Source organism: Comamonas sp. B-9, assembly GCF_000410635.1.
In the GTDB taxonomy this organism is placed as follows: domain Bacteria; phylum Pseudomonadota; class Gammaproteobacteria; order Burkholderiales; family Burkholderiaceae_C; genus Comamonas.
In genome coordinates this window covers 1,480-22,836 of record NZ_KE148617.1, presented here as the reverse complement: position 1 = coordinate 22,836, position 21,357 = coordinate 1,480, and the positions used below count along the sequence as shown (strand labels likewise).

22 protein-coding genes and 1 pseudogene are annotated in these 21,357 nt (G+C 64.8%); 16 read left to right on the top strand and 7 right to left on the bottom strand.

Annotated elements, in window-relative coordinates; genetic code table 11:
• Together H928_RS32470 and H928_RS0116885 are read left to right on the top strand one after the other, a co-directional pair.
• Positions 1–195: pseudogene (locus tag H928_RS32470) on the top strand (hypothetical protein); the annotation flags it as partial.
• Positions 192–3,278, top strand: a complete 3,087-nt coding sequence (locus H928_RS0116885; protein ID WP_021027564.1) for an efflux RND transporter permease subunit — start codon at positions 192–194, stop codon at positions 3,276–3,278. The pseudogene H928_RS32470 and the gene H928_RS0116885, both read left to right, overlap by 4 nt.
• An 88-nt stretch (positions 3,279–3,366) precedes the next feature.
• Here the strand turns inward: H928_RS0116885 and H928_RS0116880 are convergent, their stop codons facing one another.
• Positions 3,367–3,561, bottom strand: a complete 195-nt coding sequence (locus H928_RS0116880) for a hypothetical protein (protein ID WP_148293205.1) — start codon at positions 3,559–3,561, stop codon at positions 3,367–3,369.
• Between the two features lie 177 nt (positions 3,562–3,738).
• Complete coding sequence (locus tag H928_RS28410) at positions 3,739–3,999, bottom strand: hypothetical protein (protein WP_021027562.1); 261 nt, start codon at positions 3,997–3,999, stop codon at positions 3,739–3,741.
• Between the two features lie 234 nt (positions 4,000–4,233).
• Here H928_RS28410 and H928_RS0116870 point away from each other — a divergent pair, with 234 nt between their 5' ends.
• Positions 4,234–4,536: a YqjD family protein gene (locus H928_RS0116870; protein WP_021027561.1), complete on the top strand. Its 303-nt coding sequence runs from the start codon at positions 4,234–4,236 to the stop codon at positions 4,534–4,536.
• Positions 4,537–4,653: 117 nt separating this feature from the next.
• Here the strand turns inward: H928_RS0116870 and H928_RS28405 are convergent, their stop codons facing one another.
• Positions 4,654–5,163 carry a hypothetical protein gene (locus H928_RS28405; RefSeq protein ID WP_021027560.1) on the bottom strand — a complete coding sequence of 170 codons (510 nt, stop codon included), beginning with the start codon at positions 5,161–5,163 and terminating at the stop codon, positions 4,654–4,656.
• A gap of 195 nt (positions 5,164–5,358) precedes the next feature.
• Here H928_RS28405 and H928_RS0116860 point away from each other — a divergent pair, with 195 nt between their 5' ends.
• The 8 genes from H928_RS0116860 to H928_RS0116825 all read left to right on the top strand — a co-directional run bounded on the left by H928_RS0116860 (position 5,359) and on the right by H928_RS0116825 (position 12,743).
• The gene (locus H928_RS0116860; RefSeq protein ID WP_021027559.1) at positions 5,359–6,477 is read left to right on the top strand and encodes a 4-oxalomesaconate tautomerase; all 1,119 of its coding nucleotides are present in this window, start codon (positions 5,359–5,361) and stop codon (positions 6,475–6,477) included.
• A 69-nt stretch (positions 6,478–6,546) separates the two neighbouring features.
• A complete protein-coding gene (locus H928_RS0116855; protein WP_021027558.1) occupies positions 6,547–7,575 on the top strand; it encodes an amidohydrolase family protein in 1,029 nt (342 codons plus the stop codon).
• 46 nt (positions 7,576–7,621) lie between these two features.
• The gene (gene ligK / locus H928_RS0116850) at positions 7,622–8,305 is read left to right on the top strand and encodes a 4-carboxy-4-hydroxy-2-oxoadipate aldolase/oxaloacetate decarboxylase (protein ID WP_021027557.1); all 684 of its coding nucleotides are present in this window, start codon (positions 7,622–7,624) and stop codon (positions 8,303–8,305) included.
• A gap of 12 nt (positions 8,306–8,317) precedes the next feature.
• The gene (locus H928_RS0116845) at positions 8,318–9,235 is read left to right on the top strand and encodes an amidohydrolase family protein (RefSeq protein WP_021027556.1); all 918 of its coding nucleotides are present in this window, start codon (positions 8,318–8,320) and stop codon (positions 9,233–9,235) included.
• Positions 9,236–9,313: 78 nt separating this feature from the next.
• Positions 9,314–9,751, top strand: a complete 438-nt coding sequence (gene ligA, locus H928_RS0116840) for a protocatechuate 4,5-dioxygenase subunit alpha (protein ID WP_021027555.1) — start codon at positions 9,314–9,316, stop codon at positions 9,749–9,751.
• A 1-nt stretch (position 9,752) separates the two neighbouring features.
• On the top strand, positions 9,753–10,622 hold the full coding sequence (locus tag H928_RS0116835) for a class III extradiol dioxygenase subunit beta (RefSeq protein ID WP_021027554.1): 870 nt from the start codon (positions 9,753–9,755) through the stop codon (positions 10,620–10,622).
• A 77-nt stretch (positions 10,623–10,699) separates the two neighbouring features.
• Complete coding sequence (locus tag H928_RS0116830; RefSeq protein ID WP_021027553.1) at positions 10,700–11,656, top strand: Gfo/Idh/MocA family oxidoreductase; 957 nt, start codon at positions 10,700–10,702, stop codon at positions 11,654–11,656.
• A gap of 70 nt (positions 11,657–11,726) precedes the next feature.
• A complete protein-coding gene (locus tag H928_RS0116825; protein WP_027011048.1) occupies positions 11,727–12,743 on the top strand; it encodes an aldo/keto reductase in 1,017 nt (338 codons plus the stop codon).
• 105 nt (positions 12,744–12,848) lie between these two features.
• Here the strand turns inward: H928_RS0116825 and H928_RS0116820 are convergent, their stop codons facing one another.
• From H928_RS0116820 to H928_RS0116805, 4 genes are read right to left on the bottom strand one after another with little or no spacing between them, the layout of a single operon-like run.
• Positions 12,849–13,562 (bottom strand): SDR family NAD(P)-dependent oxidoreductase, encoded by a 714-nt coding sequence (locus H928_RS0116820; protein WP_021027551.1) that lies wholly within the window; start codon positions 13,560–13,562, stop codon positions 12,849–12,851.
• A gap of 12 nt (positions 13,563–13,574) precedes the next feature.
• Positions 13,575–14,672, bottom strand: coding sequence for a 2,3-butanediol dehydrogenase (locus H928_RS0116815; RefSeq protein ID WP_027011047.1), 1,098 nt, complete (start codon positions 14,670–14,672; stop codon positions 13,575–13,577).
• Positions 14,672–15,913, bottom strand: a complete 1,242-nt coding sequence (locus tag H928_RS0116810) for an MFS transporter (protein WP_027011046.1) — start codon at positions 15,911–15,913, stop codon at positions 14,672–14,674. The genes H928_RS0116815 and H928_RS0116810 overlap by 1 nt, the downstream gene beginning before the upstream one ends.
• 24 nt (positions 15,914–15,937) lie before the next feature.
• Complete coding sequence (locus tag H928_RS0116805; RefSeq protein ID WP_021027548.1) at positions 15,938–16,471, bottom strand: 2,4'-dihydroxyacetophenone dioxygenase family protein; 534 nt, start codon at positions 16,469–16,471, stop codon at positions 15,938–15,940.
• Positions 16,472–16,910: 439 nt separating this feature from the next.
• Between H928_RS0116805 and H928_RS28400 the strand changes: the two genes are divergently transcribed.
• The 5 genes from H928_RS28400 to H928_RS28395 form a co-directional block, all read left to right on the top strand.
• Entirely contained in the window at positions 16,911–17,861 is a 951-nt protein-coding gene (locus tag H928_RS28400; protein ID WP_021027546.1) for a LysR family transcriptional regulator, read from the top strand.
• Between the two features lie 181 nt (positions 17,862–18,042).
• Positions 18,043–18,822 carry a 5'/3'-nucleotidase SurE gene (gene surE, locus H928_RS0116790; protein WP_021027545.1) on the top strand — a complete coding sequence of 260 codons (780 nt, stop codon included), beginning with the start codon at positions 18,043–18,045 and terminating at the stop codon, positions 18,820–18,822.
• A 35-nt stretch (positions 18,823–18,857) separates the two neighbouring features.
• On the top strand, positions 18,858–19,619 hold the full coding sequence (locus tag H928_RS0116785; protein WP_084635849.1) for a protein-L-isoaspartate(D-aspartate) O-methyltransferase: 762 nt from the start codon (positions 18,858–18,860) through the stop codon (positions 19,617–19,619).
• 11 nt (positions 19,620–19,630) lie between these two features.
• Positions 19,631–20,473 (top strand): peptidoglycan DD-metalloendopeptidase family protein, encoded by an 843-nt coding sequence (locus H928_RS0116780; protein ID WP_021027543.1) that lies wholly within the window; start codon positions 19,631–19,633, stop codon positions 20,471–20,473.
• A partial coding sequence (locus H928_RS28395) for an RluA family pseudouridine synthase (protein ID WP_373604926.1) occupies positions 20,473–21,357 on the top strand: 885 nt, incomplete at its 3' end. The genes H928_RS0116780 and H928_RS28395, both read left to right, overlap by 1 nt.

The following is a 21,357-nucleotide window of genomic DNA, read 5'->3' as shown; positions in this document are numbered from 1 at the left end:
GTCCGCGCCCAGGGCTGGGTGGCCTTGCGCGATGGCCCGCCGCTGGGCACGCGCCTGGCCTTGGGCGGCGGTGCCTTTGTGCTGGAGGGGGACCGGGTGCAGATCAACGACGCAGCCAAGCCAGCGGCCGAGCCCGTCAGGCCGGAAGCGGCACCTGCGCCTGCGCCTGCTGCTGCGGCTGGAGGCCAGCGATGAAGCTGCGTATCTCCGCCTGGTCCATCCAGAACCCCATCCCCGTGGTGGTGCTGTTCATCGCTATTCTGGTGGCCGGGTTGATGGCCTACCGGGTCATGCCGATCAAGCTCTACCCGGATGTGTCCTTTCCCATCGTGCAGGTGGCAGTCGCCTTGCCCAGCGCGGCGGCCACCGAGGTGGAAACCCAGGTCACCCGCGTGGTGGAAGACGGGGTGGCCAATGTGGCCCGCGTCAAGCATGTGATCTCGACCGTCACCCAGGGCATGTCGCTGACCTTGGTGGAGTTCGAGATCGGGCTGGAGCCCCAGCGGGCTGTCGACGAGGTGCGGGCGGCCATTGACCGCGTGCGCGCCAACCTGCCGGCCAGCATCGAGCCGCCGATTGTCGAGCGCCTCGATTTTGATGCCATGCCCTTGCTGACCTATGCAGTCTCCGCCCCGGGCATGGACGATGTGGAACTGAACTGGTTCATTGAGGATGTGGTGGCGCGCAAGCTGGTGGCGCTGCCAGGCGTGGGGCAGGTGACCCAGGTGGGCGGTGTGGCGCGCGACATCACCGTGACCCTGGACCCCGCCAAGCTGCAGGCGCTGGGCCTGACGGCCGTGGCCGTGAACGATGCGCTGCGCGCCCACAACCTGGATGCATCGGGCGGCCGCACGCAGATTGGTGCGCAGGAGCAGCAGGTGCGTATCCTCGCTGCCGCCCCATCGGTGCAGGAGCTCGAGCAGCTGGTGATTGCCACGCGCGACGGCCGCCATCTGCGCCTGGGTGATGTGGCCACCGTAGCCAGTGGGGCCAGCGACCGGCGCGGCTTTGCGGCCTTGAATGGCGATGCGGTGGTCGGTTTTCAGGTGATGAAGACCAAGGCCGCGTCCGACGTGGATGTGGAGACGGCGGTGGCCAAGGCGGTGGCGGCGCTGGCCAAGGAGCAGCCCGGGGTGTCGTACCAGCTGGTGTCATCGGGCGCCAAGAACACACGCGAGAGCTTTGATGCCACGGTGGCGACCTTGCTCGAAGGCATGCTGCTGGCGGCGGTCGTCGTGTTCATGTTCCTGCGCGACTGGCGCGCGACCCTCATTGCGGCGGTGGCCATGCCGATCTCGCTGGTCCCCACGTTTGCGGTGATCCATTGGCTCGGCTATTCGCTCAATATGCTGTCCCTGCTGGCCTTGACCTTGGTGATCGGCGTGCTGGTCGATGACGCCATCGTCGAGGTGGAGAACATCCAAAAGCGGGTGCAGGCCGGCGCCTCGCCCTGGCGCGCCTCGATGGAAGGGGCGGACGCGATTGGCCTGGCGGTGGTGGCCACCACCTTGGCCATTGCCGTGGTGTTTTTGCCGGTCGCCTTTATGGGTGGCTATGCCGGGCCGTACTTCCGCGAGTTCGGGGTGACGGTGGCCGTGTCGGTGATGTTCTCGCTCTTGGTGGCGCGCCTGTTGTCGCCGCTGATGTGCGCCTATTTGCTCAAGCCCTCGGCGCAGCCCCATCCGCACAAGCCTTTTACCGGCCGCTACCGCCGGCTGCTGGAGTGGACGCTGGCGCACCGCTGGTGGTCGCTGGCGGCGGGGGTGCTGATTTTTGTCGGCTCGCTGATGCTGGCCTCGCTGCTGCCCTCCGGCTTTGCGCCCAAGGGCGATGGCGGCACGGTGCAGATCAACCTGCAAGGCGCGCCGGGCGCGACCACCGAGGACATGCGCGCATCGGTTGCCAGCCTGACCCGTTTGCTGCGCCAGCAAGGCGATGTGCAGGATGTGTTTGTCAGCGTGGGCAGCAGCCAGCGTGATGGCGACCCACGCAAGGGCAGCGTGATTGTGCAGCTCAAATCACCGCGCTCGATGACGACCAAGGCCTTCCAGGACCATCTGCGCCCCCTGCTGCTGCAGGTGCCCGATGTACGGCTGAGCTACAGCGAAAGCGAGGGCGGCGGCACGCAGAACCTGCAGGTGATCCTGGGTGGCCATGATGGCGAGCTGCTGCGGCGCACGGCCGCAGACGCCGAGCGTGAGCTGCGCGGCCTGCCGATGCTGGCCAATGTGCACCAGGTGGCGCCCAACCCGGGCCCCGAGCTGGTGATACGGCTCAAGCCCGATGCGGCCGCGCGCCTGGGTGTGACCCCCGATGTGGTCGCCGAGGTGGCGCGTATGGCCAGCCTGGGGGACCTGGATGCGACCGCCTCCAAGTTCAACACCGGGCGCCAGCGGCTGGCCGTGCGCGTGCGGCTGCCCCAGGGTGCCTTGCGGGATCTGGACAGTATTGGCGCGCTGCGCGTGCCCACGGGGCAGGGTGGCACGGTGCCGTTGTCGGCGGTGGCGGATATGCATTTCCAGGTGGGCGAATCCCACATCGACCGCTTTGACCGCGAGCGCCGCATCACCTTGGAGGCGGAGGTCCATGGCGTGTCGCTGGGCCAGGCCAATGCGGCCGTGGATGCGCTGCCCTTCCTGAAAAACCTGCCCGAGGGCGTATCGCGGCCGCTCTATGGCGATGCCGAAGGCATGCAGGAGCTGTTTGCCAGCTTTGGCCTGGCCATCATGGCGGGGGTGGGGCTGATCTTTGGCGTGCTGATCCTGCTGTTCCGCAGCTTTGTCAAACCGGTGGTCATTCTGGCCGCGCTGCCGCTGTCGCTGGCCGGCGCCTTTTTGGCCTTGCTGGCAACAGGCGGGGAGCTGAACCTGCCGGTGCTGATTGGCCTGCTGATGCTGATGGGCCTGGCGGCGAAGAACTCGATCTTGCTGGTCGAGCATGCGGTGGAGGCCGAGCGCATGGGCAAGAGCCAGACCGAGGCCTTGCTGGAAGCCGCCCATGAACGCACCCGGCCGATCATCATGACAACGATTGCGATGGCCATGGGCATGCTGCCTACCGCGCTGGGCGTGAGCAGCGGCTCGGAGTTTCGCCAGCCGCTGGCCGTCGCCGTCATCGGCGGGCTGGTGTCATCCACCGCCTTGTCGCTGGTGCTGGTGCCGGTGGTCTATGCGGTGATGGACGATCTGGAAAACTGGCTGCGGCCCAAACTGGCCCGCTGGGTGACCTTGCCCAGTGCCCAGGATCAGCGGGAGACGACGCTACAGGGCCATCAATAAGTGTCGCTGCCGTGCGGCCCCCGGCGCAGCGGTTGCGCCGGGCAACAAAAAGCCCGCTGGGGTCAGTTCAGGTCCAGCGGGCTGCGTTTCACAAGCCGGTTTCCTTCCAATTCGGAACGGTGATGGGACTGGTGAGTTGGTCAATTTTGGCGTCGATCAGCATCATCTTGGCGTGCTCGGGCGTACCTTCCTGTGGGTTCTGCATCAAAAGACTGGCACCTTCGGCTTTGAGCTGTTCCAGGTAATCGTCTTTGACAGCATCCTCCTGCTTTCGTTGCGACACGGCATACCTTCCTGTCAGGGCCACATGGACGGGCTCCAACGCGGATAGCTTAGTACGAAAGCAAGATTTGTTCTATAGAAGCATTGCAGTATTCGATGATGTTACAAGTTGAATCATTTGACACGGCCATAGGTGTTTTCGCGCTGCCGTAGCGGGCCAATGCAGCGCTGAAACGGCTTAACCGGCTGGGTGTTTGCTGCCCTTGGGGCGGCCATCGGGGGCCCGCGCATCGGTGTCGACCAGGCCGCGCTTCAAATCCGCATGGGCTTGTTCCATCTCCGGCGAGGGCTGCTGGCTGGTCTCGCCGACGGACTGGTCCTTTTCATGGGGCATCTTGGCCTGCGAGCCGGAGTCATGGGGCTGCTGCTTGCGGGTGGTGTCCACATTTGTCTTGTCGCTGGCAGGCGGGTTGGTGGTGGGTGGGGTTTGGTCTGGCATAGGTCCTCCAGGGTTCATCGGGCTCAGTGGCCATCGTGACCTGGGCGGCCAGCATTGCGTGTAGGAAAAGCGGGAGCAGCGCTTGTGCGCCAAAGCAGGGTTTTGCACTGCTGCTGCCGCTACCAAGACCTTTGCACGCCGACGCGGGCGGCTTTCCTACATGGCGCTGCTGGGTCTTTCTATAAGGTATGAGGCAGAGCACATTTTGGGCTTGGGTACAAGAAAGGAAAGAACATGTTTTTCAAGAAGCGACAAGTCAGCCTCTCCGATGTGAAGGGGGATGTGGACCAGCTGGTGGGCGATGTGCGCGCACTGCTGTCGGTCAAGGAGCTCGATGCGATCCCCGAGATCAAGCGCATCCGTGAGCGCATGGACGAAGGCATGGGCTTGGCCCGCGATTCCGCAGCCCGCGCCATTGCACAAACCAAGCACACCGCCGCCTGCACCGACAAATATGCGCATGACGAGCCCTGGCACATTGCCGGTGCCGCGCTGGCCATTGGTGTGGTGCTGGGCTACGCCGCCTGCCGCCGCTGATGGCAGCTGAAGGGGCAGGCCGTGCCGGCCCCTGGTGAACGCTGAAAACCTGCGCTGACCGCTTCTGGTCAGCGCAGTTTTTTTGCGCTCTGCCCACCGGCAGCGCGCCGTGCGGCTTCAACGCCCCGGGTTGGCGAGGGGCATTGCACTGCCTGCGGGCGCCAGCGGGGTCAAGGGCTGGTCGGTGGAAGTGGCCGGGGGCGCTTCCACACGTTTGACCTGGGCATCCTGCACGGCCTTGCGGTAGGCGGCCTCGGCATCCTTTTTGCAGACGCCGACGGCATCACCGCGCATCTCATTGCAGCGCTCGTTGGCAACGCGGTAGTCCGCCTCGGCTCTGGCCACGCGCACCTGGTAGCTGTGACCGGCATCGCCCAGCAGCTTGGCATCGCGCTCGGCCTGGGCCACGCGCTGGCTGCCTTTGGCATCCTCTATGCAGATATCTCTGTCGTGGCCCTGCAGCGTCTGGCAATGGGCCATGGCCGTGCTGTACTGGGCCGCAATGCGCTCTGTTTCTGCACGTATTTCCTCATCGCTCATCGCATAGGCGGTGGCGGCGATATACAGGCTCGCCAGCGCGGCGGCCGCTTTCCTAGAAACTTTGGGGGTAGCTCTCTTAATCAGCATGCCCCATGCTAGGACAGGGGCAGGCAAAGTCCTGACAGCAGCCGATGCCATCTGCCGTAGGACGAGGCGCGCCTGTCCGGCTACCCAGGCGGCAGAAGATATGCCAGCCGGTTATAGCTGCTAGCTGGCTGCGCCCGTGGCTCATTGCCGTGTCTGTCCGCAGAATGGATGGCAACAGAACACGGGGAGCACTCCATGCCCACAGCGATTCCTTGCCTGCTGATGCGGGGCGGCACCTCCAAGGGGCCGTTCTTCAACGCCGCCCATTTGCCCCAGGATGTGGCCACACGCGACCGGGTGCTGCTCGCGGCGATGGGCTCGCCCGACCGCCGCCAGATCGACGGCATCGGCGGCGGGCATCCGCTGACCAGCAAGATCGGCATTGTCAGCCGCTCGGCGCAAGCGGGGGTGGACCTGGAGTTTCTGTTTGCCCAGGTGCAGCCTGAAATGGACTCGGTCGACACCCGGCCCAACTGCGGCAATATGCTGGCTGCGGCGGTTCCCTTTGCGCTGGCCACCGGCATGCTCCAGGCCCAAGGTGAGCGTGCCAGCTTTCGCGTATGGGCCCGCAACACCGGCATGCTGGCCGATATCACGCTGCCGCTGTCAGCCGGCCAGCTGGCCGATGGCGGAGACGCCCACATCGATGGCGTGCCAGGCCGTGCTGCGCCGATCGAGATCTGTTTTCGGGAAACGGCGGGATCGGTCTGCAAGAGCCTGCTGCCCACCGGCAAGGCGCGCGATCGCATGACGGTGGCCGCAGAGGGTTTTGCGCCTTTCAGCGTGGAGGTGACCTGCATCGACAACGGCATGCCGCTGGTCCTGGTCCAAGCCGCAGATATGGGTGCAAGCGGCTATGAGACGGCCGCAGAGATCGATGCCAACCAGAATCTTCGGCGCCGGATGGAGGCGCTGCGCCTGCAGGCTGCGCAGGCCATGGGCCTGGGTGATGTCTCTGCCAAAAACTACCCCAAGATGACCCTGGTGGCGCCGCCCCGGCATGGCGGCGCGATCAGCACGCGCTGCCTGATCCCCCATGTCTGCCACGAAAGCATTGGCGTGCTGGCCGCCGTCACGGTCGGCACAGCGGTGCAGCTGCCAGGCACCGTCTGCGAGGGATTGGCCCGGCGGGCCAGCGGCGTTGATGCCGACACGCTCGCGATCGAGCACCCTTCGGGCGTGCTGAGCGTCAAGCTCAAGCCGGGCGCGGGTCAGGGCGATGCGCCGCCCCAGGTCGCCTTGTTGCGCACAGCAAGGGTGCTGATGCGCGGTGAGGTGGTGGTGCCCCGCGCCATCTGGGCAGGGCCCGCGTGATGCTGCGCGGCACCCAGCCAGGCTGCGTGGCGAGCGCTGGCCACGAGGAAAAACAGGGAGGAGCACGGCATGATTATTGATGTGCATGGACATTACACAACGGCACCTGCTGCCTTGGGCCAGTGGCGTGACCTGCAGATGGCCGGCCTCAAGGACCCGCGCCGGACGCCTCGGGCCGCCGATTTGCGTATCAGCGATGACGAGATCCGCGAAACCATTGAGAGCAACCAGCTCAAGCTGATGCGCCAGCGGGGGCTGGACATGACGATTTTCAGCCCGCGCGCCAGCTTCATGGCCCACCATGTCGGCGATTTCGAGACATCGAGCGCCTGGGCCGAGGTCTGCAACGAACTGTGCTTTCGCGTCAGCGAGCTGTTCCCCGACCACTTTGTGCCAGCTGCGATGCTGCCGCAGTCCCCGGGTGTCGATCCGCGCAGCTGCATCACCGAGCTGGTCCGTTGCGTGGAGCAATACGGCAATGTGGCGATCAACCTCAACCCCGATCCCTCTGGTGGACACTGGACGGCACCGCCGCTGTCCGACCGCTTCTGGTACCCCATCTACGAAAAGATGGTCGAGTACGACATCCCCGCGATGGTGCATGTCTCCACCAGCTGCAATGCCTGCTTTCACACCACCGGCGCGCACTACCTCAATGCCGATACCACGGCCTTCATGCAGTGCCTCGACAGTGCGCTGTTCACGGACTTTCCCACGCTGCGCCTGCTCATTCCCCATGGGGGCGGTGCCGTGCCTTACCACTGGGGGCGCTTCCGGGGCCTGGCGCAGGCGCTGGGCAAGCCCCTGCTCGAGGAGCACCTGCTCCACAACCTGTTTTTTGACACCTGTGTCTACCACCAGGCCGGCATCGACTTGCTGACCCGGGTGCTGCCGGCCAAAAACATTCTGTTTGCCAGCGAGATGGTCGGGGCGGTGCGCGGCATCGATCCGCAAACCGGCCACCACTATGACGACACCCGGCGCTATATCGAGGCCACACCGCATCTCGATGACGAAGGCCGGCACAAGGTCTACGAAGGCAATGCGCGGCGCGTGTTTCCACGCCTCGATGCCGTGCTTCGCAGCCGGGGGCTGTAACGCGCCCGCCACCCACCATCCATCACCCATCCACAAGGAACCTGCAATGTATGAACTCGGGGTTGTTTACCGCCATATCCAGCGCGCCGACCGTGCCGCTGCCGATGGCCTGGCCCCTCTGGGCTCGGCCACGGTGCACGAGGCCATGGGCCGTGTCGGCCTGCTGCAGCCAGCGCTGCGCCCGATTGCTGCGGGCCAGTGTGTCTCTGGCACGGCAGTGACGGTGCTGCTCCAGCCCGGCGACAACTGGATGCTGCATGTGGCGGCAGAACAGATCCAGCCCGGTGACATCGTCGTGGCGGCCGTGACCTCGCCATGCAGCGATGGCTATTTTGGCGACCTGCTGGCCACCAGCTTCCAGGCCCGTGGTGCTCGGGCGCTGGTCATCGATGCGGGCGTGCGCGATACGAAGACCTTGCAGGAGATGGGGTTCCCGGTCTGGAGCCGGGCCGTCTCGTCCAGGGGCACGATCAAGGCGACGCTGGGCTCGGTCAACATCCCGGTCGTCTGCGCCGGCATGTGGGTTACCCCGGGCGATGTGATCGTGGCCGATGACGATGGGGTGGTCTGTGTGCCTGCGGCCATCGCGGCTGCCACCTGGGAGACCGCGCTGGACCGCGAGCGTTTTGAGACGGCCAAACGTGCCCAGCTGGCCGCTGGCGTGCTGGGGCTGGATCTCTACCAGATGCGTGCCCCGCTGGCCAAATCCGGCCTGCGCTATATCGACTAAAGGGGTTGCATCATGTCCTTGTCTGTCAAAACCCCCGGCTGGCTGGATTGGCATCCCTGGCCCGCAAAGCCTGTGCTGCAGTTGCCCGATGGTGCCGTGGATGTGCACTGCCATGTGTTTGGGCCGGCCGCGGAGTTCCCCTTTGCCGCTGAGCGCAAATACACCCCCTGTGATGCGAGCAAGCAGCAGCTGTTTGCATTGCGTGACCACCTGGGCTTTTCGCGCAATGTGATTGTGCAAGCCACCTGCCACGGTGCGGACAACCGGGCCATGGTCGATGCCTGCAAGGCATCCGGCGGCAAGGCGCGGGGGGTGGCCACGGTGCGGCGCAGCATCACCGACCAGGAGCTGCAGGCGCTGCACCTGGCCGGCGTGCGGGGCGTGCGCTTTAACTTTGTCAAGCGCCTGGTGGATGTGACCCCGCAGGATGAACTCCAGGAAATCGCCGAGCGCATCGCCGCTTGGGGCTGGCATGTGGTGGTCTATTTTGAAGCGCAGGACCTGCCTGAGCTGTGGCCATTCCTGCGCCGCCTGCCCACCCCCGTCGTGGTGGACCACATGGGGCGCCCCGATGTCGGCCAGCCCGCCGATGGGCCCGAGTTCAGCATGTTTTTGCAGCGGATGCAGGAGAGCGACAAGCTCTGGTGCAAGGTCAGCTGCCCCGAGCGCCTGTCGCTGACGGGGCCGCAGGCGCTGCGTGGCGAGCGCCGCGCCTACCAGGATGTGGTGCCATTTGCGCGCCGGGTGGTCGAGGCCTTTCCCAGCCGTGTGCTTTGGGGCACCGATTGGCCCCATCCCAATCTGAAGGGCCATATGCCCGATGACGGCTTGCTGGTGGATTTCATCGCCCAGATCGCCCCCACGCCAGAGCTGCGCCACCAATTGCTGGTGGACAACCCGATGCGTCTGTATTGGCCCGAGGAGGCATGAGCCCACGGGAGGTTTCCACGCGGATCCGCCCAGCGGGCCGCAGGCCAGGACCCTATAACAAACTTGGAAAGAAAAAATATGGCTTTAGAAAAACCCTATCTTGATGTGCCTGGCACCGTGGTGTTTGACGCCGACCAGTCACGCAAGGGCTATTGGCTCAACCAGTTTTGCATGTCCTTGATGCAAGCGGACAACCGCAGGCGCTTCAAAGCCGATGAGCGGGCCTACCTGGACGGCTGGGATATGACCGAGGAGCAAAAGCAGGCCGTGCTGGCCCGTGACCTGAACTGGTGCATACGCACCGGCGGCAATATCTATTTTCTCGCCAAGATCGGGGCCACCGATGGCAAGAGCTTTCAGCAGATGGCCGGCTCAATGACGGGCATGAGCGAGGAGGCTTACCGCGCAATGATGATCGCCGGTGGTCGCTCGGTAGAGGGCTGCCGCTTTGTCAATGAGGCGGCAGCGGCGCCGGCGCAGCCCGCCGGCGGCATCACCGGCAAGGGAGGGATCTGATATGGCCCGCATCAGCGCAGCGGTCTTCACCTCGCATGTGCCCGCCATTGGCGTCGCGATGGACCAGGGCCTGACCCAGCAGGCCTACTGGCAGCCGCTTTTTCAAGGCTATGAATATTCGCGCCGGTGGATGCGCGAGAACCCGCCCGATGTCATATTTCTGGTCTACAACGACCATGCAACGGCCTTCAGCCTGGACCTGATCCCCACCTTTGCCATCGGCACGGGCGCAGCCTACTCGCCAGCCGATGAAGGCTGGGGACCGCGGCCGGTGCCCCAGGTGGTCGGCCATCCTGAGCTGGCCTCGCATATCGCGCAGTCGGTGATCCAGCAGGACTTTGACCTGACCATCGTCAACAAGATGGAGGTGGACCATGGGCTCACCGTGCCCTTGTCCCTGATGTGCGGGGAGCAGCCCGCCGATGGCGGTGCCTGGCCTTGCCCGGTGATTCCGTTTGCCGTCAATGTGGTGCAGTACCCCGTCCCTTCAGGCCAGCGCTGCTTCAGCCTGGGCAATGCGATCCGCAAAGCGGTGGAAACCTTTGACGCCGACCTCAATGTGCAGATCTGGGGCACCGGTGGCATGAGCCACCAGCTGCAAGGCGCGCGCGCGGGTTTGATCAACCAGGAATGGGACAACTGCTTCCTGGACCAGCTGATCCACAATCCCGCCAGTTTGGCCAAGGTGCCCCATATCGACTATGTGCGGGAGGCGGGCTCCGAGGGCATTGAGCTGGTCATGTGGCTGATTGCCCGTGGCGCGATGGCCGATGTGGCCGATCCCGCAAGGCGGCCCAGCGTCAAGCACCGCTTCTACCACGTGCCGGCCTCCAACACCGCCGTGGGTCACCTGATTTTGGAGAACGGTTGAGAGGCCGCCATGTTTCTGACTTTCGCTATCCATCGCCCGGCTGCCAGCCCGGGCACTCCCACACCCTGGAGGACACCATGACACTTCGCCCCCTCAACGTGGCGCTTGCAGGCGCAGGCGCCTTTGGTCTCAAACACCTGGAAGGTATTGCGCTGATCCCCGGTGTGCAGGTCGTCTCGCTGGTCGACCCCGATCTGTCCAAAGCCCGCCAGGTGGCCGAGCACCATGCCATTGGGCATGTGGCCACCAACTTGCAAGACAGCCTGGCGCGGCCGGACGTGGACGCGGTGATTCTGTGCACGCCCACGCAGCTGCATGCCAGCCAGGCGCGCCAGTGCTTGCTGGCAGGCAAGCACGTGCAGGTCGAGATTCCGCTGGCCGACCGGCTGGAGGACGCGCTGGCGCTGGCCGAGCTGCAAAAATCCAGTGGGCTGGTGGCGATGTGTGGCCATACCCGCCGCTTCAACCCCAGCCACCAATGGATCCAGCAAAAGGTGCAGGCGGGCAGCTTCCGGCTGCAGCAAATGGATGTGCAGACCCACTTTTTCCGCCGCAGCAATATGAACGCCTTGGGCCAGCCGCGCAGCTGGACCGACCATCTGCTCTGGCACCATGCGGCGCACACGGTCGATTTGTTCGCCCACCAGGCGGGCAGTCCCATCGTGCAATCCCATGCCGTGCAAGGGCCTGTGCACCCCGAGCTGGGCATTGCCATGGACATGGGCATCGTGCTCAAGGCGGCCAATGGCGCCCTGTGCACGCTGAGCCTGTCTTTCAACAACGATGGCCCACTGGGCACCTTCTTTCGCTATATCGGCGACACGGGCACCTATGTGGCCCGCTACGACGAGCTGCTCGATGGCCGGGGTGAGGCCATCGACGTCTCGCGGGTGGACGTGTCGATGAATGGCATCGAGCTGCAGGACCGCGAGTTTTTCGCCGCGATCCGCGAGGGCCGACAGCCCCGCTCCAGCATCGCCCAGGTGTTGCCCTGCTACCAGGTTTTGCATGCTTTGGAGCAGCAGCTGCAGTAATATCGGCCCGACCAGTCGTGAACCGCCTGCACTCCTTATCGCAGGCGGTTTTGGTTTTTCAGGAGAGATGATGAGCGAACGCCTTATTGGCCCCTTCCAGGTCGGCCCTGTCGCCCTGGGTTGCATGAACCTGAGCCATGCCTATGGCCACCCGGCCACGCAGGCGCAGGCCCAGGCGCTGCTGCATGCAGCGCTGGATGCAGGCGTCACCTTGTTTGATACTGCAGCACTCTATGGCTTTGGCGCCAATGAAGCGCTGGTCGGGCCGGTGCTCAAGCCGCACCGCCACCGCATCACCTTGGCGAGCAAGTGCGGCATGGCGGGTGTGCGCGGCGACGATGGCGTGATGCGCCGTGTGATTGATGGCCATCCCAAGACCTTGCGTCGCCATTGCGAAGACAGCCTGCAGCGGCTGGGCACCGATGTCATTGACCTGTACTACCTGCACCGCTGGGACCGGCGGGTGCCGATCGAAGAATCGGTGGGCGCGATGTCGCGTCTGGTGGAAGAGGGCAAGGTGCGGGCGCTGGGGCTGTCCGAGGTCGGGGCAGAGATGCTGCGGCGCGCCCATGCCACCCACCCGATTGCGGCCTTGCAAAGCGAGTATTCGCTGTGGTCACGCAATGCCGAGTTGGGAAGCTTGCAGGCCTGCCGCGAGCTGGGCATTGCCTATGTGGCCTTCAGCCCGATGGGCCGGGCTTTCCTGTCGGGCAAATTGCCTGCTGGCACCCAATGGGTGCCGGGCGATATCCGTGCGGGCATGCCCCGTTTTCAGCCCGAGGCCTATGCCAAGAACCTGCGGCTGCTGGCACCCATGCAGGCGATTGCCGAGCGCGCGGACTGCAGTCTGGCTGAGCTCGCCATTGCCTGGGTGCTGCACCAGGGCGAGCATGTGGTTGCGCTGCCCGGCACCACCGACATCGCCCATTTGCATGAAAATCTGCGCGGTGGCAGCGTGCGCCTGGATGCTGGCTTGCTGGCCGAGCTCGATGCCTTGTTTGCACCGCAGGCCATCGAGGGCGAGCGCTATGCACCAGCTTCGCAGCGCGAAGTGGATACCGAAAAGTTTGCCTTCGAGCAGGGCTGATGCCAGGCTGACAGGGCGCTTGGGGCGCTGTGCAAAACGGGGAGCGGATCTCGCTAACTCCCCGTTCTGCTGTCCTGAGCGGCCTGCCCAGCCCGCGCGGCGGCGCTAGACCGTCAGGTAGCCGCCATCGACGGGAATCACGGCGCCGTTGACAAACGATGCCGCTGGGGAGCACAGAAACCCGATCACCGCGGCCACCTCGGACGCATGGCCCCAGCGCTGCATGGGGGTGCGAGCAAGGATGCCTGCCGAGGCCTTGGGGTCGGCCATCAGGCCTTCGCTCAAGGGGGTGGCAATCCAGCCGGGAGCGACCGCATTGACACGCACGCCCTCATGCGCCCAGGTTTGGGCCAGCGAGCGCGTCAGTTGCACAATGCCGCCCTTGCTGGCGCTGTAGGCGGGGCGGTCCTTGCTGCCAAAGTAGCTGTACATCGAGGCCACATTGACGATGCAACCCTGGCGCTGCAGCAGATGCGGCGCAGCGGCCATCGAGGCCTGCATCACGGCGGTCAAATTGGTGTGCATCACCTGCAGGAAGGCCTCTGGCTGGTATTCCTGCGCATGGCGGCTGATGCCCGCTGCGTTGACCAGCGCATCAAGCCGGGGCAGCTCGGCGATCGTCTGACTCAGCTTGGCGCTGTCACAGACATCGAGCTCCAGGCACTGGATGCGGGGATGGCGCGGCGCATGCAGGTCCTGCGCGTCCAGCCCCAGCGCCAGCACGGAGGCGCCGGCATGGGCAAAGTGCAGCGCGGCGCTCGCGCCAATGCCGGAGGTGCCTCCGGTGATGAGAATGACATTTTCTTCGATGGTGGACATTTTTGGTGGTTCCTATGGCCGGTGGTTGCAGCCCGCGCTCGGGCGTGGGCCTGGGCCCGGGCTGATGAGAATCTTGATCTGGGACCGGTCCTGCACCAGCGCTGCAAAGCCGTCGCGCTCCGCCAGCTCCAGCGGCACGGTTTGGGTAATGATGCTGCTGGGGTCAAAGGCGCCGGCCGCGATGAGCCCGATCAACTCCGGGTACACGTCGCGGTAACCGACGCTGGCCACCAGGCTCAGCTCGCGATTGACAGCGTCAAAGGCGTCGAGCCGCGCCTCGGGCATCAGCCCCACCATCACCATGTTTCCGCCTTTGCGCAGCGCGCGCAATGCGCCTTCGAACGTGGTTTGCAGGCCGGCGGCTTCAAAGCTGGTGTCTACGCCCAGGCCCGCAGTGGCCGAGGCAATGGTGTGCCGCAACTCGCGCGGCGTGAGGCCCTTGGCATCGATGGCGTGGCTGGCGCCTGCCTGCGTGGCCATGTGCAGGCGCTCGGGTGATACATCCACCGCAATGATGGTGTGCGCTCCTTGCAGTTTGGCGAGCGTGACCAGCAGCAACCCGATGGGGCCCAGCCCAAAGATGGCGCAACTGGAGCCTGCGGCCAACTGGCTGCGGCGCAGCGCATGCAGCGCGACGGCGGCGGGCTCCAGCACAGCGGCCTGCTCCAGGGTCACCGCATCGGGCAGGCGATGGAGCATATAGCTGGGCACCACGGCAAACTCGGCCATGCCGCCGTCGCCCATCAGCCCGGCAAAACCCATATCGGCGCAGAGGTTGTAGGCGCCGCTGCGGCAGTAGGCGCAGTGGCTGCAGCGGTACTCGGGCTCCACCGCCACCCGGTTACCAACCTGTAGGCCGGTCACCTCGCTGCCCAGCTCGACCACCGTGCCACAGAACTCGTGGCCCAGCGTCAACGGCGCGCTACGCCCCGACACGGCGTGGGCGGTGCCGACCGGGATGGCATGGGGGCCTGATTCGTATTCGTGCAAGTCGCTGCCGCAGATGCCGCAGTACTGCACCGCAATCCGTACTTGCCGGGGGCCGGGGCGTGGGATGGGGATCTGCTCCAGGCGCAGATCCTGGGCGCCATGCCAGCGCAGCGCGCGCATCATGGCGTAGCTCCTGTAGCGGCACGGCGCTGCAGCACCAGCGGCGCCGTTTCCTTCAGGCCCAGCGCGAGCAGCCCGGCCACCAGTGCCCCGGCAGCCGCTATCCACATGGCTACGGGCAGGCCGAAGCGGTCGGCCGCCAGGCCCGCGGCGGTGGGGGCCACAAAGCCGCCCACCAGTTCGCCCGCGCCCATGATGAGGCCCAGCGCCCCCGTCAACACCCGGGGCGGCACGGTTTCAGCCGGGACCGTGGCCATGAAGAGGGTGAAACACCCCAGGCCGGTATAGGTGAAGAACACCACCGCCCCCAGGGCGATGGCCGAATCCCCATAGATCAGCGCGATGGGGCACAGCGCAGCAATCGGTGCAAAGATGGCCAGCGCTGGTTTGCGTCCGATCCGGTCGGAGATGGCAGGTACCGCAAAGCCCCAGAACACCCAGGCCGCTCCCAGGCAGCTCATCACCAAGCCCATGTCGCCCGGCGAAAACGCACGGTACTTGACGAGAAAGGTGGGCGCAAACGAGATGATGATGATGAACCAGGTGAGGAAAAAGCAGCTGATGAGCATGCACAGCAGCACATTGCGCTCGCGCAGCAGGGCCCAGCGGTTGATTGGCGCGGGCTTGGCGTCTGCGGCAGGGACTTCGCCCGGGTGTTCATGCACCCAGCGCCAGATGCACAGCGCGATCAGCATGCCGGGGATGACGGTGACATAAAAGGCTACGCGCCAGCCAAAATGCGTGGCCAGGCCAATGACCACCGGTGGCCCGATCATTGCGCCAATCAGGCCGGCCGACGAGCCCTGCAGCAAGCCCATGTTGAGGCCGCGCCGCGAGGGCGTGGAGCTCTGGATCATCAGGGACTGCGCAATGGGCAGCACCGGCCCTTCGGCCAGGCCCATCAGGGCGCGGAACACCAGCAAGCTGATGAAGCCCGCTACGAGCCCGGACAGGGCCGAGCAGATGGAAAAGCCCAGCACGGACACCACCAGCAAGGCCTTGCGCTTTGCGCGCGAATCGGACCAGGCGCCTGCGATCGCCCCGGAGACGGCCCAGGTCAGTGCCAGGGCCGAGGAGATCATGCCCAGCTGGGTCTGGCTTAGATCGAGCTCGTCTTGCATGAAGGGGAACAGGAAGGACAGCGCCAGGCGGTCAAAGAAGACAAAGCCGAATGTCAGAAAGAGGATCAGCAGCAGCCGGTTCTCATAGGTCCACAGCGCGCGGATGGAGGATGGTTTCATGGCGTTCTCCAGGCTCTGCATCCGTTAGCGGAAGAGCTTTTCGACGGCCTCGGCGCCCAGGCCCACCTTTTCGTAGTGGGCCTTGCACATGGCGATGTAGGAGTGCACATCAAAGTAGCCATCGGGCTTGCCTTGTTCATCCAGCCAGATCAGCGGCCCTTTGACGATGAAGAAGGCCCGCATCGGCTCGGGATGGTCGAAGGCCACCAGCGTGTGGCCTTCGCCGGGGGTCTCGTAGACAAAGTCACCTTGGGTCGCGGTCCAGTCGTGCTCCAGGTAGCCCCATTTGCCCGAGATGGTGTAGGCAAAGACTTCATGGGGGTGGTAGTGGCGATTGACCAGGCCCGCTTTCTTGGCCATCAGGATGTCGCACCACTTGTTTTGTGACGGCGAAATCCACAAAGGGCGGGAGAACACGGTGTCGGTGAACGGCACATACAGGCGCTCGTCTTCCGGCACCGCGTTGGGGGTGTAGACCTCGGGGAGCGCATCGGGCATGAAGGGGTTGGCAATGGGGCTGAGGTGTTGCCAGAACTCGGTGTTGGCTTTGTCGACCATGGTGAATCTCCTTGGGATTGAGGGAAGGGTTGGGGGCGCTGCCATGCAAGGCCTGAGGCGGCATGGAGCGGAAAGGAAGGGGATGCAGCCGATCGCCGCAGTGACGCTGCTGCTTGAGGGGCCCGATGCCCGGAAAGCGGGTGCAACCCTGGGTTACAAGGCCTGCACGAGGGCCGGCCTTGTAACCAGGGCAAGTCAGTTCTTGAGTGGCGTGGGGCTGGGCTCGCTTGCGACGCGCCTCGTGAACGCGTGGTCTGCGCTGGCATCGATCCGCTTGGGCTTCATCCTTGGGTCTCCTGGCCTTCTGTGTTGTATGAAGAGTCCCATTCTGTGGAAAATGCCCCCAGAGTCCTAGGTGGCAGCGCAGCTAGCAGCTATAGCAAAATGGCATAATAATAGTTAAAAATTATTAATATTTCATAAATAAAATGGAATGCCTATGAATTTGCAGCAAATCGAAACCTTTGTCGCGGTGGCAGAAACCGGCAGCTTTAGCAAGGCGGCCCTGTTGTCGGACGCGGCGCAGCCGGCGCTGAGCCGGCAGGTGCGGGCACTGGAGGTGGAGCTGCGTGAGACCTTGCTGATCCGCACCGGGCGCGGTGTGACCTTGACGGAGGCCGGAAGGCGTTTGCTTGAGCACAGCCACACCATCTTGCAGCACGTGGCCCAGGCCAAGGAGGACCTGGGCTGTGAGCGCGATGAACCGGTGGGCCGCATCGTGGTGGGGCTGCCGCCCAGTCTGGCCAGGCGGCTGACGCTGCCGCTGATCCAAGCGTTCGGCAGCAAAATGCCCAAGGCCCGCGTGGCGATCGTCGAGGGCTTCTCCGTTCAGATGGCCGAATGGCTGGCCTCGGGGCGCATGGACCTCGGCCTGGTCTATTCGCCCGAACCCCATCCGCATATCGAGATCAGCCCGGTCCTGCAGGAGGGCCTGTGTCTGGTGGGGCCCGCCAGTACGCTGGGCGCCCGCCCCAGCATCGCATTCAAGGATCTGTCGGAGTTTCCGCTGATCATGCCGCAGTACGGCCAGATCTTTCGCAAGCTGATGGAGGCCCAGGCCAGGCTGTCGCAGGTCAAGCTCAATGTGGTCTGGGAGGTGTCGAGCGTGCCGGCCATCTTGGATTTGGTGCGCGGCGGTTACGGCTATGCGGCCTTGACACGCAGTGCGCTCGACGGGCATGCAGTGGGTGAGCGGCTGGTGGTCGCGCCCATCGAGTCGCCAGCGGTGATGATCAACCTGTGCCTGGCGCAGTCGGCCAAGCGAAAAGCCACGCCCTTGGTGCGTTGCACCGCGGCCGTGTTGCAGGCCCTGACCACCGAGGTCTGTGCGCAGGCCCGGCCCAGCGCGCCCGGCGAGGGCCCCGGCAGCGACAGCGGCATGTCATCGTAATTTTGTGTAGCAATGGGCCAGGTGCCTGGGGGCAGGGCGGCAGCGCTCCTTACAATGCCTGAGCCCTGTGCATAGGCCGCATTTCAGCGGGGTGGGGCGGCCTTGCCGGTCGCTTTGCTGCCACACTCCGCTCGGGTTCTGTGTTGGCACCTCTACAATGCAGTGCAACTGATTCAATGACATGAAGATACTGCTTTGTAACGATGATGGTTATCAGGCGCCCGGCATCGTGGCGTTGCATGATGCATTGCAGGCGGTCGCTGATGTCGAGGTGGTGGCACCAGAACACAACAACAGTGCCAAATCGAATGCGCTGACCTTGCATTCGCCGCTGTATGTGCAGCGCGCAGCCAATGGCTTTCGCTATGTCAATGGCACACCGGCCGACTGCGTACACATTGCGCTGACGGGGCTATTGGGTTATCGGCCCGATTTGGTCATCTCCGGCATCAATAACGGAGCCAATATGGGCGATGACACCATCTACTCCGGCACCGTGGGCGCGGCGATGGAGGGCTATCTGTTCGGTATCCCGGCGATGGCCTTCTCGCAGATCGACAAGGGCTGGGGCGAGCTGGAGTCGGCCGCCAAAAAGGCCTGCGAGCTGGTGCAGCAGTTTGAGGCGGCCAAGCTCGTGACCCTCAAGCCCTGGCTGCTCAATATCAACATTCCCAACCTGCCGTTTGACGAGATCAAGCCGCTCAAGCTCTGCCGTCTGGGACGCCGGCATTCGGCCGAGAAGGTGATCACCCAGACCAGCCCCCGGGGCGAGACCATGTACTGGATCGGCAATGCCGGCCTCGCGCTCGATGATGCCGAAGGCACCGACTTCCATGCGGCGGCGTCCGGCCATATGGCGATCACGCCGCTCAAGGTCGATTTGACCGACCATGACAGCCTCGCTTACTGGGCGCAGACGGCGACCAGCCTGCGCAGCAAGGACCTGGAGGTGCCAGGGTGACCTTGCGCAAGCCAGGCTTTCCTGCCCGCGGTGCCATGCCTGTGAGCACCAAGCCACAGGTCAGCAGCGTGCATCGGCAATGGGCCCGGCTGCCTGCGGAGTTGTCGCCCGTACCGATGGCGGTGCGCGAGTCGCTGGGTCCGGAGAGCGTGGATTTCACCTCGGCGCGCTGGCGCATGGTGCAGCGCCTGGCCGCATCTGGCGTGGAGCACACGCGGGTGCTCAAAGTGATGAATTCCGTGCTGCGCCACCAGTTTGTTGACAGTGCACTGGCGGTTCAAGCCTATGAGGACACCAGTTTGCCTATAGGATTGGGGCAAACCATCTCCAAACCCAGTGTGGTGGCACGGATGTGCGAGCTACTGCTGCAATCGCCTGCAGGGAAAATGGGCCTGGGCCGCATTTTGGAGATTGGCACGGGCTGCGGCTACCAGGCGGCGGTTCTGAGCCTGATGGCCAAGGAGGTGTATACCATTGAGCGGCTGCGTGCGTTGCATGAAAAGGCGCGGGTCAACCTGCGGCCTTTGCGGCTGGCCAATGTGCACCTGATCCTCGGTGATGGCATGCTGGGTTTTGAAAAAGGCGCGCCTTATGCCGGGATCATTGCCGCGGCCGGCGGGGATTCGGTCCCCCAGGCCTGGTGTGACCAACTGGCTGAAGGCGGCCGGCTCGTGGCTCCGGTGATGGGGCCGGGCCAACAACAGGTTTTGCTCGTCGTGGACCGCAGTGCTGATGGATTTCAACGCACGGTTCTGGAGCATGTTCATTTCGTACCCCTAAAATCGGGGCTTGGTTAAGAAGGATAGGTATGTTGGATTCACGTGGTGTTTTGACGTGGGGTGCCAGTGTGGTGGCAGCCATGGTGCTGGCAGGGTGCGGTAGTACATCGCTGAACCAGGCGCCCGTGGAAGATCGGGGCTCTTCGGCAGGCCGCACGCCGACGTCGACCACGGCTACGCCGCCGCGCATCGATCCGGCCACCCTGCCTGGCGCAGAAAACGCCGGCAAGCCCGGTTACTACACCGTCAAGCCCGGTGAGACCTTGATGCGCATTGCCGCTGACAATGGCCAGAACTGGCGCGACATTGCCCGCTGGAGCAATCTGGACAATCCCAATGTGATCGAAGTGGGCCAGGTGCTGCGCGTGGTGCCACCGGTGACCACTACGGCCAGCGCTGCGCCGGCAGCCACAGCGCCTGCGGTGACCGGCGCCAACACGCCAGCGGCTACGCCTGCACCGGCTCCCGCACCTGCAGTAGCGTCTGCACCCGCCGCAGCCGATGGCAACCTGGGCTTTATCTGGCCGTCGTCGGGCACGGTGATTGCGGGCTTTGACGATGCGCGCAACAAGGGCCTGGACATTGGTGGCAAGGCCGGTGACCCGGTCGTGGCCGCCGCTGACGGCCGTGTGATCTATTCGGGTGCCGGCCTGCGCGGCTACGGCAACCTGATCTTGATCAAGCACAACAACACCTACCTGACCGCCTACGCCCACAACCAGACTTTGCTGGTCAAGGACGACCAGGTGGTCAAGAAGGGCCAGAAGATTGCCGAGATGGGCAGCTCCGACGCCGATCGCGTGAAGCTGCACTTTGAGGTGCGCCGCCAGGGCAAGCCGGTCGATCCATCGCGCTACCTGCCTTCCCGCTGATGCCGGGCACTTCTTCGAAGCCGACATCGCCGCCCGCCGACGATGTCGGCTTTTCCCATTTGGACGAGGCCCCATTGTCCTCGGCTGAAGGCGATGAAGAGTCGGCGGAGGTCGAGGCCCAGGCCTGGGAGAGCCGCACGGTCGTAGCTGGGGTGGACGAACATGGCATGCGCCTGGACAAGGCACTGGCGCAGTGGGTGCCCGAGTTCTCGCGCAGCTACCTGCAGGCCTTGCTGCTGCAAGGCGCGGTGCTGGTCAATGGCAAGTCCGGCCTCAAGCCCAGTGCCAAGGTCAAGGCCGGTGACCAGGCGGTGGTCGAGCTGCGTCCCACGCAGCAAAGCCAGGCCTTTTTGCCGCAGGACATTGCGCTCGATGTGGTCTACCAGGACGAGCACCTGCTCATCGTCAACAAGCCCGCCGGCATGGTGGTGCACCCTGCGCCAGGCAACTGGAGCGGCACCTTGCTCAATGCCTTGCTGGCCTACGACGCCAAGGCGGCCCAGCTGCCGCGCGCGGGCATCGTGCACCGGCTCGACAAGGACACCAGTGGCCTGATGGTGGTGGCGCGCGAGCGCCAGACCATGGATGCGCTGGTCAAGCTGATTGCCGCGCGCGATGTGCGCCGCAACTACCTGGCGCTGGGCCACAAGCCCTGGCAGGGCGCGGCGCAGACCTCGGTCAGCCTGCCCATTGGCCGCGACCCGCGCAACCGGCTGCGCATGGCGGCGGTCGATTTGGCCCAGCACCCGGGCAAGCCGGCGCGTACCGATATCCGCCTGCTCGTCAATGGCGAGCAGGGCTGCGCAGTGTTTTGCAGCCTGCACACCGGGCGCACCCACCAGATCCGCGTGCACATGGCCTCGCTCCAGCACCCGCTGCTGGCC

Coding starts and splice junctions, on each gene's coding strand:
- ligA (WP_021027555.1), top strand. CDS start 9,314: ATGGCTTTAGAAAAACCCTATCTTGATGTGCCTGGCACCGTGGTGTTT.
- surE (WP_021027545.1), top strand. CDS start 18,043: ATGAAGATACTGCTTTGTAACGATGATGGTTATCAGGCGCCCGGCATC.
- H928_RS0116855 (WP_021027558.1), top strand. CDS start 6,547: ATGATTATTGATGTGCATGGACATTACACAACGGCACCTGCTGCCTTG.
- H928_RS28400 (WP_021027546.1), top strand. CDS start 16,911: ATGAATTTGCAGCAAATCGAAACCTTTGTCGCGGTGGCAGAAACCGGC.
- H928_RS0116780 (WP_021027543.1), top strand. CDS start 19,631: ATGTTGGATTCACGTGGTGTTTTGACGTGGGGTGCCAGTGTGGTGGCA.
- H928_RS0116830 (WP_021027553.1), top strand. CDS start 10,700: ATGACACTTCGCCCCCTCAACGTGGCGCTTGCAGGCGCAGGCGCCTTT.
- H928_RS28405 (WP_021027560.1), bottom strand. CDS start 5,163: ATGCTGATTAAGAGAGCTACCCCCAAAGTTTCTAGGAAAGCGGCCGCC.
- H928_RS0116885 (WP_021027564.1), top strand. CDS start 192: ATGAAGCTGCGTATCTCCGCCTGGTCCATCCAGAACCCCATCCCCGTG.
- H928_RS0116805 (WP_021027548.1), bottom strand. CDS start 16,471: ATGGTCGACAAAGCCAACACCGAGTTCTGGCAACACCTCAGCCCCATT.
- H928_RS0116785 (WP_084635849.1), top strand. CDS start 18,858: ATGCCTGTGAGCACCAAGCCACAGGTCAGCAGCGTGCATCGGCAATGG.
- H928_RS0116835 (WP_021027554.1), top strand. CDS start 9,753: ATGGCCCGCATCAGCGCAGCGGTCTTCACCTCGCATGTGCCCGCCATT.
- H928_RS28410 (WP_021027562.1), bottom strand. CDS start 3,999: ATGCCAGACCAAACCCCACCCACCACCAACCCGCCTGCCAGCGACAAG.
- H928_RS0116825 (WP_027011048.1), top strand. CDS start 11,727: ATGAGCGAACGCCTTATTGGCCCCTTCCAGGTCGGCCCTGTCGCCCTG.
- H928_RS0116870 (WP_021027561.1), top strand. CDS start 4,234: ATGTTTTTCAAGAAGCGACAAGTCAGCCTCTCCGATGTGAAGGGGGAT.
- H928_RS0116815 (WP_027011047.1), bottom strand. CDS start 14,672: ATGCGCGCGCTGCGCTGGCATGGCGCCCAGGATCTGCGCCTGGAGCAG.
- H928_RS0116860 (WP_021027559.1), top strand. CDS start 5,359: ATGCCCACAGCGATTCCTTGCCTGCTGATGCGGGGCGGCACCTCCAAG.
- H928_RS0116820 (WP_021027551.1), bottom strand. CDS start 13,562: ATGTCCACCATCGAAGAAAATGTCATTCTCATCACCGGAGGCACCTCC.
- ligK (WP_021027557.1), top strand. CDS start 7,622: ATGTATGAACTCGGGGTTGTTTACCGCCATATCCAGCGCGCCGACCGT.
- H928_RS0116845 (WP_021027556.1), top strand. CDS start 8,318: ATGTCCTTGTCTGTCAAAACCCCCGGCTGGCTGGATTGGCATCCCTGG.
- H928_RS0116810 (WP_027011046.1), bottom strand. CDS start 15,913: ATGAAACCATCCTCCATCCGCGCGCTGTGGACCTATGAGAACCGGCTG.